Source organism: Kocuria carniphila (assembly GCF_004136555.1).
In the GTDB taxonomy this organism is placed as follows: domain Bacteria; phylum Actinomycetota; class Actinomycetes; order Actinomycetales; family Micrococcaceae; genus Kocuria; species Kocuria carniphila.
Genome location: NZ_NOIT01000008.1, coordinates 125675 through 141792, shown reverse-complemented (window position 1 = coordinate 141792; position 16118 = coordinate 125675). Strand labels below are relative to the sequence as shown.

The following is a 16118-nucleotide window of genomic DNA, read 5'->3' as shown; positions in this document are numbered from 1 at the left end:
TTTCTTCCATTTCAGGTTCCCGAAAATCCCTCGCCGTCACATCGCGCATCCGAGCGACCTTCCGATGCCGTTGAGTTGAGTGCACAATCCACCTTTTGGTGGATCTGCCGCTCGGGTTCGCCGCGTATGCTGCGCTAGCGAGACCGACGACGCCGCCGCGGCGTCGTCATCCTCGCTTTGAGACCAGCGAACCGGCACGAAAGGCAGACTCAGGTGGAAACGACCTCGACCGCCCGGGTGCTGCGGGCACTGCGGCTGGCCCTCCACGTGAGTTTCGCGGGGCTGTTGTTGCTCGGCGTGCTGCGGATGGCCTCGGACCCGCCCATGAAGTTCGCGTGGTCCCTGTGCTTGGCGTGCTTGCTGGCTGCCGTGTACTTGGTGGGCACCGTGTGGGAGAACCGGTACGCCCACGGTCGCAGTGATCGAAATCCTCGATTCCTGGCGATTCCGTGGCTCGTGATGATCTCCGTGCTGTGGGGCGCCCTGGTCCTCATGAGCGTCGACTTCATCTCCGTGGTGTTCCCACTCTTCTTCTTGTTCCTGCTGCTACTACCGCGGGCCGTCGCACTGGCCTGCGTGGTGGTTATGACGGGCGTGGTGGTGCTGTCCCAACGGCTGCACATCGGTGCCGATGAGTTCACGTCCGCCATGGTCTACGGTCCCGCCCTGGGCGCGGTGTTCTCCGTGATCATGGCTTCTTCCTACCGGGCCATGTATCAGGACGTGCTGCGGTATCAGCGCACGTTGACTGCGCTGGAAAACACACGTTCGGAACTGGCCCGCACCGAACGTGCCGCCGGCCAGGCCACCGAACGTGAACGCTTGGCCCGCGAAATCCACGACACGTTGGCTCAGGGGCTTTCGTCGATCGTCCTGATGTCCCGTGCCGCCAGGTCGTCCCTGTCCGAGGTAGACATGCGGCGCACCGATGAACGGCTGGGCACCATCGAGACCGCGGCGTCCGAGAACCTGGCGGAGGCACGGCGGTTCGTCCACAACCTCTCGTCCCCGGCCCTGGCTGTTCCGTTGGCCGATGCGCTGCGTCAGCTGAGCGAGCGAACCACGGAGCAGGCCCGCGCCCGCGGGGAAGATCTCACCGTGACGTTCACTGAGGACGGCGCGGGACAGGCCGAGTTCGCTCAGCAGACGGTGCTGTTGCGCGCCGCGCAAACTCTGCTGGCCAATGTGGCCTCACACGCACACGCTCGCCAGGCCGTGGCCAGCCTCTCCTGGTGGGAGCACGAGGTGAGCGTGGACGTGGTCGACAACGGTGTGGGCTTCTCACCGGATCGGCTGCCACCCAGGGACGGGTCCAACGGTTTCGGTTTGCCCGGCCTCCATGAACGGGTGACGGCCGCCGGTGGAATCGCCACCGTTGAGTCCGCACCCGGGGACGGCACCGCAGTGACCGTGCGGCTTCCCTTGAAACCGCCGCGTCCGAATCCGGCGTCCAGCCTTGTTGACCCCGCCCTCAACAGCACGGAACCTCAGAGCTCCCCCGACAACGACCTCTCCGGAGAATCATCATGAGCACTCGAGTCCTATTGGTCGACGATCACCCCGTGGTGCGTGCCGGACTGCGGGCCGTGTTGGAAGGTCTCCCGGACATCACCGTGGTGGCTGAGGCACGGGACGCGCTGTCCGCTCAACAGCGATCCCGCCACGACGACATCGATGTGGTGGTCATGGACATCCAGATGGGCCCCGGGCCCACGGGCATCGATGCGACACGTGCCATTCGCGCCGCCGGCGGACCTCCCGTGCTGATCCTCACCACGTACGACACGCAGTCGGACATCCTCTCCGCACTGGAAGCCGGGGCCACCGGGTACCTGTTGAAGGACGCACCGGAAGAAACATTGCGCCAGGCAGTTCTCGACGCCGCCGCGAATCGCCCGGTGCTTTCCCCACAAGTAACCGCGCAATTAGTGATGCGCACCACAAAACCCGCATCGGCTTTATCGCCGCGTGAAATTGAAATACTTGAATTAGCGGCTACCGGTGCAAGTAATCGCAGCATGGCAAAGCAATTGTTCATCTCCGAGGCAACCGTGAAAACGCATCTAGTTCACGTCTACAACAAACTCAATGTGGACAATCGGACAGCGGCCATCGATCGAGCCAGACAACAACGCATTATCTGATACTTGTCCCCCAAAAAGCTGCTGTAACCTGGGGCGTTGTCCCCAGCAGGGTGGATTTTAGTGCACTACCAGCGCCTATACTCTTAATAACGAACACTGACGGGGATTGGGCTCTCGGTCAGCGATTCAAAGCGCACAGGGGACGCGCGAGTGCGGTGGACTTTCAGTAAGAAACCTTGGGGAGAGGTTGAGAGTCTTCCACGCTCTTTATCACACGTAGAAGGACCGATCACCAACATGATCGTTGCGATCATTCCTGCCCATAACGAAGCACAAAGTATTCAAGGCACCATCACGTCCTTGTTACATCAAACACATTCACCGGATCGTATTCTGGTGGTTTCCGACAACTCCACGGACAACACCGTGGAGATCGCACGGGCCGCGGGGGCGGACGTGATGGAGAGTGTCGACAACACGCACCGCAAGGCCGGTGCGCTCAATCAGGCCCTCGAGGTCGTCTCGACCATGAACCCACGGCATGTGATGGTCATGGACGCGGACACCGAATTGGCACCGCAATTCATCGAGATCGCCCTTGAGCGGCTGCGCGACCCGAAAATGGGTGCCGTGGGAGCTGTCTTCGGTGGTGTGGACCCGGAAGGCTACCTGCAGTACATGCAGCGTCTGGAATGGGCCCGCTACGCGGAGCAGATCGAACGCACCGATCAGACTTTCGTACTCTCCGGCACCGCGGCATTGATCCGCTGGGACGCCATGGAAGCGGTCAAGGAGCACTTCGGTCGTTACTACGACCTGGGCTCCATCACCGAGGACATGCGTCTAACGCTGGATCTGAAGACCGTGGGGTACCGCTTGTGCTCACCGGTCGAATGCGAGTCCACGACCGAGATGATGCCGTCGGTCAAGCTGCTGTTCCTGCAGCGCCGCCGCTGGTACCTGGGCGCTCTGCAGAACGTGACCGCCTACGGCTTCACACGCGTCTCGGCCCCGTACTGGCGCCAGCAGCTCATGCTCTGCCTGTCCGTGGGGCTCATGTCCCTGTATCTGACGCTCACGGCCATGTCACTCGTGTTCGGTTGGTTCGCACTGAACCCGTTCTGGCTCGCGGTGGGCGCCGTGTTCGCCGTGGAACGCACCGTCACAGTGTGGAAGCTCGGCTGGCAGGCCCGCTTCACCGCGGCGCTCGTACTCCCCGAACTGATTTATGCACTGATCCTGCAGTCCGCGTTCGTCGCGGCTGTCCACCAGCACCTCACGGGCCAGACCGGCTCGTGGCACCACGTAGAAGTAGAGGAAGGTACCGCCGTCAATGTATAGCGTAGATCTCACCCAGGCCATGCCCGTAGCCGCCGCAGGACTCGCAGGCGTGAGTCTCACCGTTTCACAGAACATCCTGTCCGTGGGTGTCCTCTTCTTTGCCACGCTCGCCCTGATCACCACGGTGCGTTCGGTGTGGTTCACGGTGCGGAAGCGCCGCCGCGGCCGTCACGCGGCCGCCACGGATTCCGCCGTACTCGACACGCTGCAGTACTACCGGAATCGTCGCATCCAGGAGGCACAGCCCCAGCAGCTCGCCGCCTAGTCTCTCAGCAAGGTCTAGTCGCGCAGCAAGGCTTCTGCCTGCTCCACGCATTCGTGCACGCTGGCGGCCCGTCGTTCGATTCCTTGAACGCGCGGGTCGCTTTTGCTTTCCTCGTCCGTCGAATTCGCCGACGACGCCGCGAACCGCGCCATGGTCAGCGCCTCCGCCGTTTGTGCCATGGCATTCCCGCTGCGGGACAGTTGGCGGTGGACGTCCGAGAGATAACCGCCTTTGGACGCGGGGATGTCCTGTGTTTCGGACGGCGCGCGACGGTGGGCCTCCATACAGACCTGGCGCACTCGCGGCAACAGATCCGCGAGGTCGTTGGCGATCGGGATCGCCCCGGCGCGAAGATCGGGGTCCGTCACGCCCTCCAACATCTGGTGGTACCGGTCCAGACCTCGCTGGAAACGGTCGTGAGCACGCCGCCACACGCCGCGACCCAATTCCTGGTCGTCGCGACGGGTAGCCACGTAATCGCGTAAGAAACCCACGCAGTGCCCCTTTCATGCATGAACCGCCGCGTCCAAGACGCGGCGGTTCATGGTATCGCTTCAGCAGCACCGACCCTGCGGGTTGTGGTCCTGCCAGTCCTGATAATCCCTCCAGAACTCGCGTTCCGTCATGGGCTCACCGGGTTGTCCACTCGCTCGGTGGTAGTCGAGGTACTTCTCATACTTGTCCGCGCCCAGCACACCGTTGCCGAACCGGAGTGCGGAACGGGCCCATGACCGCGCAAGGTCCCCGAGCGGCGTCGTCCGTGAATCCGACATCAGTGGTGACCGTGTCCCGTGGGGACCCGCTGCTCGTACGGCAGGGCGTCCCATTCCTTGGCCAGGGCCTTCTCGGAAGGCGTCGAGAGCATTCCCGACGGCGCGTAGTAGCGGGACTCCACGGCCGGGTCCTCGTGGGACGCGCGCTGATGACCGCGGAAGGCCTTGACCATCTCGATGAACGCCATGGTCACCACGATGATCGTGAGGACCGCGAACAGGACGGACAGCGTGCCCTGCACCAGGGTGTTCCGGACCACGGCTTCCATGGCCTCCACGTTCTGGGCGGTGCCCAGGCTGGTCTCGCCGTTGGCCAGGGCCTCCTTGAAGCGGAAGTGGTTCGCCCAGTACCCCACGGTGGGATCCGAGGAGAAGATCTTGTGCCACGAACCCGTCATGGTGACCACCACGTCGAAGAGCAGCGGAATCATGATGATCCACAGGTACTTGAACCGTTTGAGGTTCGCTGCAATCGCCAGGCACACCGCGAGCGCAATGGCCGCCAGCAGCTGATTGGAAATACCGAACAGCGGGAAGAACGTGTTGATACCGCCCAGTGGGTCGGTCACGCCCAGGATCAGGATGGACCCCCAGCCGGCCACCATGATGGCCGTGGTGAGCCACGCCCCGAGTCTCCAGTCGGTGTCGCGGAATTTGGGAATGAAGTTGCCCAGGGTATCGGTGAGCATGAAGCGGGCCACGCGGGTACCGGCGTCAACTGCGGTGAGGATGAACAGCGCCTCGAACATGATCGCGAAGTGGTACCAGAAGCTCATCATGGATGCGCCGCCGATCCACTGGTTCATGATGTGGGCCAGGCCCACGGCCAGGGTCGGCGCGCCACCGGTACGGGAGACGATGGATTCCTCGCCCACGGCGTCCGCGGTGCCCTGCAGTAGTTCGGGCGTGACGTGCACACCGGAGAGGCCCAGTGAGTTCACGAAAGCGGCGGCGCCCTCGACGGTTCCCATGGTCACGGCCGGGGACGAGTTCATCGCGAAGTAGATACCGCGGTCGATGGACACGGCAGCAACCAGCGCCATGATCGCCACGAAGGACTCCATGAGCATGCCGCCGTAGCCGATGAACCGGGTCTGGCGTTCCTTCTCGATCATCTTGGGGGTGGTGCCGGAGGCAATGAGCGCGTGGAACCCGGACAGCGCACCACACGCGATGGTGACGAACAGGAACGGGAAGAGCGAACCGGTGAACACGGGGCCGTCGGAGCGTCCCGCGAATTCGGAGACGGCCGGAACGGTGATCTCCGGGCGCACCACCACGATCGCGGCGGCCAACAGCACGATGGTGCCGACCTTCATGAACGTGGAGAGGTAGTCACGCGGGGACAGCAGCAACCACACGGGCAGCACTGCAGCGATGAAGCCGTAGATGATCACGCACCACGCCAGAGTGATGCGGTCCAGGGTGAACAGCTGAGCGCCCAACTCGGTCTCGGCCACCCACCCGCCGGCCACGATGGCCGCCATGAGCAGGATGAAGCCGATGATGGAGATCTCCATGACCTTGCCGGGGCGCAGGTAACGCAGATACACGCCCATGAAAAGCGCGATGGGGATGGTCATACCCACGGAGAACACACCCCACGGGGACTCGCCCAGGGCGTTGACGACCACCAGCGCCAGGATGGCCACGATGATGATCATGATCGCCAGGGTCGCGATGATGGCCGCGTAACCACCCACGGTGCCCAGTTCCTCGCGGGCCATCTGGCCCAGGGATCGACCGCCGCGGCGCATGGAGAAGAACAGCACCAGGTAGTCCTGGACCGCGCCGGCAAGGATCACACCCACGATGATCCAAATGGTGCCGGGCAGGTAGCCCATCTGGGCGGCGAGCACGGGTCCGACCAGCGGACCGGCACCGGCAATGGCGGCGAAGTGGTGGCCGTACAGCACACGGCGATCCGTGGGCATGTAGTCCTTGCCATTGGCCATGTACTCGGCCGGAGTGGCGCGGCGGTCATCCGGCCGCGTGAGTTTTGCCTCGATGAACTTGGAGTAGAACCGGTACGCAATGAAGTAACTGCACACCGCGGCAAAAACGAACCAAATGGCATTGACCGACTCGCCGCGGGCAAAGGCGATCATGACCCACGCGAAAGCGCCGAGCAGGGCGATGCCGACCCACACCGCGATGCGCAGGGGCGTCCAGCGGGTTTGTTCGGCCTCGAGGACCTCGGGGTCCACGTGGTTGGGTGGTAGATCAGTCGAGGGGGATCCGCCCGGCTGGGGAGACCCGGCGGCGGGGCCGCGGTGGGTAGTGCTCATGGGGAAGCTCCGAATCTCGTGTGAATTCGCTCAGAATCCTTGGGGACTCCGCAAGCGGGATTCTATTCCACATGGCACGCATCCCAAACAACCACGGCCGCCGCCGTGTCAACCCGGTTCTCACATGGTCAGGAGCACCTTGCCGATGTGCGAGCCGGAGTCGAAGTATTCGTGGGCCTCGCGAACCAGCTCCAAGGGGAAGGTCTTGTCCAGGATGGGTCGCACCTCACCGGACTCCACGTGCGGCCACACGATCTGACGCACCGCACCCATGATCTGGGCCTTCTCGCTCAGGGGACGCGAACGCAGTGTGGTCCCGATGACCGCGCCTCGCTTGTTCATCAAGCGGCCGATGTTCAGCTCTCCCTTGACCCCACCCTGCATGCCGATGATGGTGATGCGGCCGTTGTTCGCCAGTGCCTTGACGTTGGGCTCCAGGTACTTGGCGCCCATGACATCGAGAATCACGTCCGCCCCGTGGCCGTCGGTCAGTTCCTTGACCCGCTCCACGAAGTCTTCGTCCTCGTACTTGATGGCCGTGGCTCCGAGTTCGGTCACAAAGTCGGCCTTCTCCTGACTGCCCACGGTGGCCAGCACCGTCAGGCCCAGGGCCTTGGCCACCTGAATTGCGTGGGTTCCGATGCCACCGGCGCCGCCGTGGACGAGCAGGGTCTCCCCCTCGCGCGCGGCCGCGGCCATGAACACGTTGGAGAACACCGTGGCTGCCACCTCCGGCAGTGCGGCCGCCTCCACCAGGTCCATTCCTTCCGGTGCGGGGAGCACCTGCGGCCACGGTGCGACGACCTTTTCCGCGTAACCGCCGGAATCCAGCAGGGCTACAACCTTGTCTCCCACGTTGAGTCCCGCCTCAGACGGCACATCCGGGCCGAGTTCGGCAACGGTTCCCGAAACCTCGAGGCCGAACACGTCGGTCGCGTCCGGAGGCACGGGGTAGTTACCCTGCCGCTGCAGCACGTCCGCGCGATTGATACCCGCGGCCACCACCTCGATCAGCACGCCATCCCCGCTGACCGAAGGATCGTCGATCTCCGTGACCTTCAGGACCTCGGGGCCACCCGATTCAATATCTCGTACCGCGCGCATGGATTCTCCTTCTCGCTGCTTGTCTTCCTTCTCCCTCCATCCTTACGCGGATTCACAGTCGCGGCTAGATTCCGACGCCGCTCGGCCGGTTCGCCACGCGCGTCACCGGCCCGAGCGGCGTCGTATTGGCCCTGCGCCGTGATGACGTGGAATAATGACGTGTCGTTCGCGACCGCCCCCCGCGGGCGGCCGCGAACGGTCAGGAAGGTTGTCCGAGCGGCCTAAGGAGCTGGTCTTGAAAACCAGTGTGCGGTAACCCCGTACCAAGGGTTCAAATCCCTTACCTTCCGCCCATGACGAAGGCCCCGGCACTCCCATTGAGGAGTGCCGGGGCCTTCGTGGTCCGCAGCGATGATTTATGGTTCCCTATCCCCGATTTCGTGCCCGATTTCGGTAATAGGGAACCATAAATCGCAGGCAGTGGCGCTAGAAGCCCACGGCCTGACGGATTTCGTCGCTGATCCGCTCGAGGCGGGATGTTGCCTCATCCCGCGGGATCTCCGCGCCCTCCTCGACCGGGAGGACCACTTCCAGGTAGCACTTGAGCTTGGGCTCGGTGCCGGAGGGACGGACGATCACGCGGTCGTCGGCCTCGGTGCGGATGAGCACGCCCTCGGTGGGAAGCAACTCGGGGCCACCCTTGGACAGGTCCGTGTACTCGACCACCGGGGAGCCGGCCAGTTCCGCGGGCGGGTTCTCTCGCAGCCGCTGCATGCCCTGCGGGATCAGTTCCAGATCCGCCACGCGGAAGGTCAGCGGGGCCGTTGCGTAAAGCCCGTGCAGGCGCGCGAGCCGGTCCAGTTCACCCTGCACCGTGGCGCTGGAATGCTTGAGCCGATCCACGTAAGACGCCACGCGCACGGCGGTAGTGATGCCGTCCTTATCGCGCACCGCGAGCGGATCCGTGCAGTACCCGATGGCCTCTTCATAACCGAACCGCAGCCCGGGGGTGCGAGCGATCCACTTGAAGCCGGTGAGGGTCTGGCGGAACTTCAGTCCGTGATGCTCAGCAATCCGGCCGAGCAGTCGTCCCGAGACGATCGAGCAGGCCAGGGTGTCGCCGCTGCGTTCAGGGTCCGACGCCGCGTGCTCGCCCAACAGCGCGCCGAGCTCGTCACCGGTGAGTCGCCGCCACGAGGTCTCTCCGGTGTCCGAGGTGCTCGGAATCGCGATGGCGCAGCGGTCTGCGTCCGGATCGAGAGCAATAACCACGTCCGCGTTCTCCACCGAGCCCAGGGCTACGGCCAGGTCCATGGCACCCGGCTCCTCCGGATTCGGGAACACCACGGTGGGGAACTCGGGGTCGGGCTGCGCCTGCTCCGGAACCACCGTGACGTTCGGGAAACCGGCCTGATCGAGCACGCGAACTGCGGTCTCGCCACCCACACCGTGCATCGGGGTCAGGACGATCCGCACATCGGAGGGCTCCGCGGTGCCACGCAGGGACGCCGCGCGGGACACGTATCCATCGAGCAGTGAGTCATCCGCCCATTCCACACCAGCTTCATCCCGCGCCACTTCGTTGGCGAGCGGGGCCGCCGCAATCCGCTCGGCAATGTGCGCGTCGTCCGGGGGCACGATCTGCACGCCGCGCTCGTCATCGGAATCGACCGCGCGACCGCCCAGGTACACCTTGTACCCGTTATCGGCCGGAGGATTGTGGGACGCCGTGACCATCAAGCCGGCGTCCGCCCCGAGTTCCCGCACGGCATAGGCCACCACGGGAGTGGGTAGCTGGGCGGGCAACCGAATGGCTCGGCAACCGGCGGCAGCGAGGACGGCGGCGGCGTCGGCGGCGAAATCCTCCGAACCGTGGCGGGCATCGCAACCGACGACCACCACGGGCCGCTCCCCCACGCGTTCGGTGAGGAATGCCGCGAGACCGGCGGTGGCGCGAATGACCACCGCGCGGTTCATGCGGGATTCACCCGCACCCACGGCAGCGCGCAGGCCTGCGGTGCCGAACATGAGCGGCCCCGCAAAGCGAGACGCGAGATCCTCCAGAGCGGCCTGATCATTCGACTCAGCACTGGTCACGAGCGTTTCGAGCTCGGCCCGAGTGGTCGGGTCCGGATCCTGCTCGATCCAACTGCGGACAGACGATAAGAGTTCAACGGTCATGCGTACCTCCGCGGGGTGAGCGAGCGAATCAGTCGGACAGGCCGTCGAGCACGGCGCCCGAGCCGGAGAGTCCCAGGCGGGTGGCACCGGCCTGGACCATGGCCAGCGCAGTAGCGGTATCGCGGATGCCGCCGGAGGCCTTGACGCCCAAGCGACCGCCCACGGTGTCCGCCATGAGGCGCACGGCCTCGACCGACGCACCGCCGGCCGGGTGGAAGCCCGTGGAGGTCTTCACGAAGTCCGCGCCAGCAGCCTCGGAGGCCTTGCATGCGGCCACGATCTCGTCATCGGTGAGAGCTGCGGACTCGATGATGACCTTGAGCACCACGTTCGACGGGCATGCCTCGCGCACCGCTGCGATCTCCGCCTGGACGCCGTCCCAATCGCCGACCTTGGCCAGACCCAGGTTGATGACCATGTCCACTTCGTCCACGCCCGCGGCCACAGAATCCGCGGCCTCCGCAGCCTTCACGGCAGCGGCGTGCGCGCCGGACGGGAAACCACACACCGTGGCCAGCTTGACGCCCTCGGGCAGGTCCACGTCCAGCTGGGACGGTGAGACGCAGATGGAGAAGGTGCCCAGCTCACCGGCCTCGCGGGCCAGCTCGGCCACCTGTTCGGCGGTGGCCTCCGGCTTGAGCAGCGTGTGATCGATCATGGTGGCCAGTTCGGCGCGGGTGGTCATGAATTAACTCCTTGGTTCGGTGAGCCGGGCGGTGGGTGAGGTCAGGAAATCCGGTCGAGCACGACGTCGTCGCGCGCGCCGGTGCCCTCGGCCGCCTGGGGATCGATGGTGTAGCCGCCGCGCAGGGAATCCAGCGCGCGGTCGAAACGGTCCGGGGTGTCCGTGTGCAGGGTGAACAGCTTCTGGCCCTTGGTGATCTTGTCGCCGGGCACCGCGTGGATCTCGATGCCGGCACCGGCCTGCACGGGGTCCTGCTGGCGAGCGCGGCCCGCACCCAGACGCCACGACGCGACGCCCACGGCGAGCGCGTCCATTTCGGTCATGACGCCGTCTTCTTCGGCAGTGACCTCGTGGGTGTCGGTGGCCACGGGCAGCGGGGCGCCCGGATCTCCGCCCTGCGCGGAGATCATGCGCTTCCAGGAGTCCATGGCGCGGCCGTCCTTGAGGGCTTCCTCCACGTCCGGGTCCTTGACGCCGGCGGACTCAAGCATTTCCTTGGCCAGGGCAACGGTCAGACGAACGACGTCGCTCGGGCCGCCACCTGCCAAGACCTCCACGGACTCGCGGACCTCCAGGGCGTTGCCCACGGTCAGGCCCAGCGGGCGGGACATATCGGTCAGCAGCGCCACGGTGTTCACGCCGGCGTCGGTGCCGAGGTCGACCATGGTGCGTGCGAGTTCACGGGCGTCCGCTTCCTTCTTCATGAACGCACCGGGGCCCACCTTGACGTCCAGCACCAGGGCGCCGGTGCCCTCGGCGATCTTCTTGGACATGATCGAGGAGGCAATCAGCGGGATGCAGTCCACGGTGGAGGTGATGTCGCGCAGGGCGTAGAGCTTCTTGTCCGCGGGAGCCAGGCCGGAACCTGCGGCGCAAATGACAGCGCCCACGTCTTCCAGGATCTCCATCATGCGGTCATTGCTGAGGTCAGCCTGCCAGCCCGGGATGGCTTCGAGCTTGTCCAGGGTGCCACCGGTGTGGCCCAACCCGCGGCCGGACAGCTGCGGAACGGCCACGCCGTAGGAGGCGACCAGGGGTGCCAGCGGCAAGGTGATCTTGTCACCCACGCCACCGGTCGAGTGCTTGTCGGTGGTGGCCTTGGACAAGGCCTGGAAGTTCATGGTCTCGCCGGAGTTGATCATGGCCTGCGTCCAGCGCGCGATCTCTTCCCGGTCCATGCCATTGAGGAAGATCGCCATGGCCAGTGCGGACATCTGCTCGTCCGCGACAACCCCGCGGGTGTAGGCGTCCACCACCCAGTCGATGGCGTCCATGGGCAACTTCTGACGGTCTCGCTTGATACGGATGACATCTACAGCGTCGTAGGCCTCGACCACCGCGATCACTCCCTCGGGATTGGGGTTCGAAAACACGTGTTCCTGGCTTGTGGAACCGGTGCTCACATCCTAAGCTGCTGATGAGAAATTTTGTCAATCACTCTTTTGACAAATGTTCGCGCCGGTACGGCGCCCCATGTGAAGGCAGGATCATCGTGGATCGCTTCCAAGGCCTGATTGGCATTGTGCTCATTCTGGGCATCATCGTTCTTCTCTCCCGACACCGCAGCGCCATCAAGTGGCGCACCCTGGCCGTGGGCTTGGCCCTGCAGGTCGGTGTGGCGCTGCTGATCCTGAAATGGGGGCCGGGCTTCGAGGCCCTCAAGTGGTTCTCCGGTCTGGTGCAGGGACTCATCTCGTTCACCGATCAGGGCACGTCCTTCGTGTTCGGTGGTCTGTTCGGTGAGAACAGCGGATTCGTGTTCGCGTTGAACGTGCTGCCAGTAATCATCTTCCTGGGGGCGCTCATTGGTGCGCTCTACTACCTGCGCGTTGTGCAACTCTTCGTGCACCTGCTGGGTACCGCGCTCAACAAGATCATGGGTACGTCCAAGATCGAATCCGTGTTCGCCTCCACCGTGATCTTCCTGGGGCAGAGCGAAGCCCCGCTGATGATCAAGCCGTACCTGAGCAAGCTCACCCGCTCCGAACTGTTCGCGTGCATGACCGGTGGTTTCGCGGCCGTTGCCGGTTCCACCCTGGTGGGTTACTCGCTGCTGGGTGCCCCGCTGCCCTATCTCCTGGCCGCCGCCGTCATGAACGCACCGGGCTCACTGCTCGTCGCCAAGGCCCTGATGCCCGAGACCGAGAAGTCCGAAGCATCCGTGAACGTCCTCAAGGTGCGCGACACCGAATCCAAGAACATCATCGACGCGATCGGCACCGGCGCCATGAGCGGTGGCAAGATCGCCGTGATCGTGGGTTGCCTGCTCATTGCGTTCATCGCCCTGATCGGCTTGGTCTCCGCCGTGCTCGGTTGGTTCGGCGGCCTGTTCGGCTTCGAAGGCTGGTCCTTGGAAGGCCTGTTCGGCATCATCTTCGCCCCGCTCGCGTGGGCATTGGGTGTGCCCTGGAACGACGCCGCCATGGTCGGCAACTTCATCGGCCAGAAGACCATCCTCAACGAGTTCGTGGGCTACACCTCGTTCGGTCCGGAGATCCCCAACATGGATCCCCAGTCCGTGCTGATCACCACGTTCGCCCTGGCCGGTTTCGCCAACCTGTCCTCGATCGCGATCCAGATCGGTTCGATCGGCGGCCTGGCACCGGATCGCCGCGGCGACGTGGCGCAAATGGGTCTGTTCGCACTGTTCGCGGGCTTCCTGACCAACATGCTCAACGCTGCACTGGTGGGCGTGATTCTGGGGCTTTGATCCCCGCTGATCACCACCTTTCACGAACGAGAGACCCCCATGTCATTGAGCCCCAGAGATATCCAGGGACTGAGCGCCGCGCGCCTCTACTACGAGCGCGGCCTGTCCCAGGGAGATGTGGCCCGTGAACTGGGGGTCTCTCGTCCAACCGTCTCCAAACTGATCCAGCACGCCAAGGATCGCGGTTTCGTGACCATTGAGATTCACGACCCCCGTCAGGTGTCCACGGCGGTGGCTGATCAGCTGCGCGAGCGTTTCGGCCTGGCCGAGGCCCGAGTCATCACCAGTCAGCCCACGGACGAGGAGCTGGTCCGCGAGTTAGGTGCCGTGGGCGCCCTCATGCTCGAGGAAAACGTTGCCGACGGCGATCTGGTCGGGATCACGTGGGGCCGCACCTTGCACGCGGTGGCCCGGTCCCTCAAGCACCAGAACTGTCACGGGGTGCAGGTGGTTCAGCTCAAGGGTGGGGCCACGCTGACCTCCCGTTCCACGAGTCACTACGAGACCATCCGGTTGTTCTGCGAAGCGTTCAACGCCTACCCGCAGACCCTGCCCCTCCCGGTCATCTTCGACAACGCAGAGGTCAAACGGGTGGTCGAGGAAGATCGGCACATCAAACACATCCTGGACCTGGGCAGGGACGCCCAGACCGCCATCTTCACGGTGGGCACCATGAGCCCGGAATCCACGTTGTTGAAACTCGGTTACCTCTCCGAGGCCGAACAAACTGCCCTGTTGGACAACGCCGTGGGCGACATCTGCTCACGCTTCATCGATGAGCAGGGAGAGCCATGCCTGCCGGAGCTCGAGGAACGCACGGTGGCGGTGTCCCTGCAGAACCTGCGTGCTAAACAAACCCGAATCTGCGTGGCCGGTGGACAACAAAAGGTTCGCCCCTTGAAGGCCGCTCTGGGCGCCGGATACGTGTCCCACCTGGTCACCGACGAGGACACCGCCCGGGCCGTTCTCGCCTGATCCGACACCGTTCTGCGGCTGGTTCTGCGCGTCGGTGGCGTGTGTCATATTGGGCTCAAGACCCCGTAATGACGCGCGGGTCATGATGCACAAGGAGAACTCCGTGGCCCCTTCCGGCACCCGCCCCGTGGCCCATGTGGTGGGCACTGTTCTGGCCGAGCTGGGCGCCGGTCACTGCTTTGGCGTGGTGGGGAGCGGGAATTTCGAGATGACCGCGGCGCTGCGCCGGGCAGGTGTCCCGTTCACCGCGGCACGCCACGAGGGTGGGGCGGCCATGATGGCGGACGGGTTTGCCCGGATGTCCGGTCGCGTTGCGGTGCTGTCCACTCACCAGGGCTGCGGGCTCACCAATGCGCTCACGGGCATCGCCGAGGCCGCCAAGAGCAGAACACCTTTGATCGTGCTCACCGCGGACACGGCGAGCGCTGCGGTGCGATCGAACTTCAACGTGGACCAAGACGCTCTCGCCCGCAGTGTGAGTGCCGTCCCGGAGCGCGTCCACTCCCCCGCGAGCGCCGTAGCCGATGTGGTGCGGGCTTACCGAACGACCCTGACAGAACGACGGACCGTGGTGCTGTCGGTTCCCACGGACATTCAACAGGCCAAGGTTGACTTCGACCCCGCTTTACTTCCCACGGTGTCCACCGCGCAGCCGGTTCGCCCCTCACGGCAGGCCGTGGCCGAACTCGCGCAACTCATCACCAAAGCCAAGAAACCCGTATTCGTGGCCGGTCGCGGCGCACGTCATGCGGCTGACCAGCTGAGGGAACTGGCCGAAGCGTCCGGCGCACTTTTGGCCACGTCTGCTGTGGCTCACGGGCTGTTCCACAATGACCCGTTCAACCTGGGCATCTCGGGTGGTTTCTCCTCCCCCTTCACAGCGGCCACTGTTGCCGACGCGGATTTGATCGTCGGGTGGGGCTGCGCCTTGAACATGTGGACCATGCGGCACGGATCCCTGATCGGCCCGGAAGCGACGGTCGTTCAAGTGGATACGGACCTGGACGCCCTGGGTGCCAACCGCCCCATCGACCTCGGAGTGCTCGGTGACTGCGCGGAATCCGCAACTGACGTGACCAAGGCTCTGAGCGGCGTCGGCGGCGATACGTGGCGAACCCCTGAAATGGCACAGCGGATCAAGTCGCATGCGCGGTGGGCCAGCGAGGCGATCGAGGACCTTTCCACGGAGACCCACATCGACCCGCGCGTGTTCTCGCGTGAGGTCGACAAGCTTCTGCCGGTTGAACGGGTGGTTTCCGTGGATTCGGGCAACTTCATGGGATACCCCAGTGCATATCTGGACGTGCCGGACGAATTCGGCTTCTGCTTCACGCAGGCGTTCCAGTCCATTGGCCTGGGGTTGGGAACCGCCATCGGAGCGGCAATCGCGCAACCTGAGCGGCTCCCCGTGCTCGCGACCGGAGACGGCGGCTTTCTCATGGCCATCTCCGAACTGGAAACGGCCGTGCGCCTGGGGCTACCCCTGGTGGTGCTGGTCTACAACGACTCCGCGTACGGGGCCGAGATCCATCATTTCGATCAGGCCTCGAACAAGGACCTTGAAACGGTGACCTTCCCGGACACGGACATCGCTGCGATCGCCCGAGGCTACGGTGCCCACGGAGCGACCGTGCGGACGGTCGCCGATCTGTCCGGTATCACCGACTGGCTCAATGGAGCGCGCGATACCCCGCTGGTCGTGGACGCGCGCATCACCTCGGACGGCGGAGCCTGGTGGCTCGCTGAAGCGTTCAAGGGCCACTGAGCACCCC

14 protein-coding genes and 1 tRNA gene are annotated in these 16118 nt (G+C 64.6%); 8 read left to right on the top strand and 7 right to left on the bottom strand.

Annotated elements, in window-relative coordinates; all coding sequences use genetic code 11:
• Positions 1-213: 213 nt before the first annotated feature.
• The 4 genes from EWV37_RS07575 to EWV37_RS07560 all read left to right on the top strand — a co-directional run bounded on the left by EWV37_RS07575 (position 214) and on the right by EWV37_RS07560 (position 3690).
• On the top strand, positions 214-1530 hold the full coding sequence (locus EWV37_RS07575; RefSeq protein WP_129700814.1) for a sensor histidine kinase: 1317 nt from the start codon (positions 214-216) through the stop codon (positions 1528-1530).
• Entirely contained in the window at positions 1527-2144 is a 618-nt protein-coding gene (locus tag EWV37_RS07570; protein ID WP_095797812.1) for a response regulator, read from the top strand. Before EWV37_RS07575 ends, EWV37_RS07570 begins: the two co-directional genes overlap by 4 nt.
• Before the next feature lie 237 nt (positions 2145-2381).
• On the top strand, positions 2382-3425 hold the full coding sequence (locus EWV37_RS07565) for a glycosyltransferase family 2 protein (protein WP_095797811.1): 1044 nt from the start codon (positions 2382-2384) through the stop codon (positions 3423-3425).
• Positions 3418-3690, top strand: coding sequence for a hypothetical protein (locus EWV37_RS07560; RefSeq protein WP_095797810.1), 273 nt, complete (start codon positions 3418-3420; stop codon positions 3688-3690). Before EWV37_RS07565 ends, EWV37_RS07560 begins: the two co-directional genes overlap by 8 nt.
• Before the next feature lie 14 nt (positions 3691-3704).
• Here EWV37_RS07560 and EWV37_RS07555 read toward each other — a convergent pair whose 3' ends face one another.
• The 4 genes from EWV37_RS07555 to EWV37_RS07540 form a co-directional block, all read right to left on the bottom strand.
• Positions 3705-4184 carry a hypothetical protein gene (locus EWV37_RS07555; RefSeq protein WP_095797809.1) on the bottom strand — a complete coding sequence of 160 codons (480 nt, stop codon included), beginning with the start codon at positions 4182-4184 and terminating at the stop codon, positions 3705-3707.
• 60 nt (positions 4185-4244) lie between these two features.
• The gene (locus EWV37_RS07550; protein WP_202976195.1) at positions 4245-4463 is read right to left on the bottom strand and encodes a YbdD/YjiX family protein; all 219 of its coding nucleotides are present in this window, start codon (positions 4461-4463) and stop codon (positions 4245-4247) included.
• Positions 4463-6751, bottom strand: coding sequence for a carbon starvation CstA family protein (locus EWV37_RS07545; RefSeq protein ID WP_095797807.1), 2289 nt, complete (start codon positions 6749-6751; stop codon positions 4463-4465). Before EWV37_RS07545 ends, EWV37_RS07550 begins: the two co-directional genes overlap by 1 nt.
• Positions 6752-6871: 120 nt before the next feature.
• Complete coding sequence (locus tag EWV37_RS07540; RefSeq protein WP_129700810.1) at positions 6872-7855, bottom strand: NAD(P)H-quinone oxidoreductase; 984 nt, start codon at positions 7853-7855, stop codon at positions 6872-6874.
• A 202-nt stretch (positions 7856-8057) separates the two neighbouring features.
• Here EWV37_RS07540 and EWV37_RS07535 point away from each other — a divergent pair.
• Positions 8058-8145: transfer RNA gene (locus EWV37_RS07535), tRNA-Ser, on the top strand.
• A gap of 136 nt (positions 8146-8281) precedes the next feature.
• On the opposite strand, the gene EWV37_RS07530 is transcribed toward EWV37_RS07535, so the two are convergent.
• The 3 genes from EWV37_RS07530 to EWV37_RS07520 are packed head-to-tail and all read right to left on the bottom strand — an operon-like array spanning position 8282 to position 11998.
• Positions 8282-9976: a phospho-sugar mutase gene (locus EWV37_RS07530; RefSeq protein ID WP_129700808.1), complete on the bottom strand. Its 1695-nt coding sequence runs from the start codon at positions 9974-9976 to the stop codon at positions 8282-8284.
• Positions 9977-10004: 28 nt separating this feature from the next.
• A complete protein-coding gene (gene deoC, locus EWV37_RS07525; protein WP_129700806.1) occupies positions 10005-10661 on the bottom strand; it encodes a deoxyribose-phosphate aldolase in 657 nt (218 codons plus the stop codon).
• Positions 10662-10702: 41 nt separating this feature from the next.
• A complete protein-coding gene (locus tag EWV37_RS07520; RefSeq protein ID WP_129700839.1) occupies positions 10703-11998 on the bottom strand; it encodes a thymidine phosphorylase in 1296 nt (431 codons plus the stop codon).
• 155 nt (positions 11999-12153) lie between these two features.
• Here EWV37_RS07520 and EWV37_RS07515 point away from each other — a divergent pair, with 155 nt between their 5' ends.
• The 3 genes from EWV37_RS07515 (at position 12154) to EWV37_RS07505 (ending at position 16111) form a co-directional block, all read left to right on the top strand.
• Positions 12154-13371 (top strand): NupC/NupG family nucleoside CNT transporter, encoded by a 1218-nt coding sequence (locus EWV37_RS07515; RefSeq protein WP_129700804.1) that lies wholly within the window; start codon positions 12154-12156, stop codon positions 13369-13371.
• Positions 13372-13410: 39 nt separating this feature from the next.
• Complete coding sequence (locus tag EWV37_RS07510; protein ID WP_095797802.1) at positions 13411-14346, top strand: sugar-binding transcriptional regulator; 936 nt, start codon at positions 13411-13413, stop codon at positions 14344-14346.
• A gap of 103 nt (positions 14347-14449) precedes the next feature.
• Positions 14450-16111 carry a thiamine pyrophosphate-binding protein gene (locus EWV37_RS07505; protein WP_238663134.1) on the top strand — a complete coding sequence of 554 codons (1662 nt, stop codon included), beginning with the start codon at positions 14450-14452 and terminating at the stop codon, positions 16109-16111.
• The last annotated feature ends 7 nt before the right edge of the window (positions 16112-16118 follow it).